General features: G+C 36.8%; 1 protein-coding gene. It reads left to right on the top strand.

Going from position 1 to position 505, the window contains the following annotated elements; genetic code table 11:
- Positions 1-107: 107 nt before the first annotated feature.
- On the top strand, positions 108-287 hold the full coding sequence (locus tag OZD62_RS01270; RefSeq protein ID WP_275019262.1) for an ankyrin repeat domain-containing protein: 180 nt from the start codon (positions 108-110) through the stop codon (positions 285-287).
- The last annotated feature ends 218 nt before the right edge of the window (positions 288-505 follow it).

The raw sequence follows: 505 nt of genomic DNA, 5'->3' as shown, positions 1-505 counted from the left end.
TTCTCATCTTTACCCCGTACTAAAATTTCAGATATTATAGCCTTTTACTTGTTTCCGGACAACCTCTTAGTTAAGTTAGGTAAGTTTTTATAAATGTGGAGGGACAAATGACTTTAAGCAATGATGATTTATTAGTTAGTGCTGCAGGAGCAGGACGCCTTAGTGACGTTAGAGAACTTCTTGAGAAAGGGGCTAATATTGAAGCTAGAGATAGTGATGGTTACACATCTTTGCATAGGGCTGCTGAAGGAGGTCATTTAGAGATAATTAGATTTCTTATAGATTAAGGGGGCTAACATTGGAGCTAAAAATAAGGATGGTGGAAAACCTTTAGATGTAGCAAATACCTCTCGTCAGTCAGAAGTAGTAAACTTTTTAGGACCAAAGCAAAGTGAGTATGATAGACTTTTATTTGCTGCTGTAGAAAGTGGGAATGTTAGAGGTTGTCCGGAAACAAGTAAAAGGCTATAATATCTGAAATTTTAGTACGGGGTAAAGATGAGAA

The organism is Wolbachia endosymbiont of Drosophila seguyi (assembly GCF_028981765.1).
Taxonomy (GTDB): domain Bacteria; phylum Pseudomonadota; class Alphaproteobacteria; order Rickettsiales; family Anaplasmataceae; genus Wolbachia; species Wolbachia pipientis.
The sequence above is the reverse complement of the archived record's forward strand: the minus strand, read 5'-3'. Positions and strand labels throughout refer to the sequence as shown.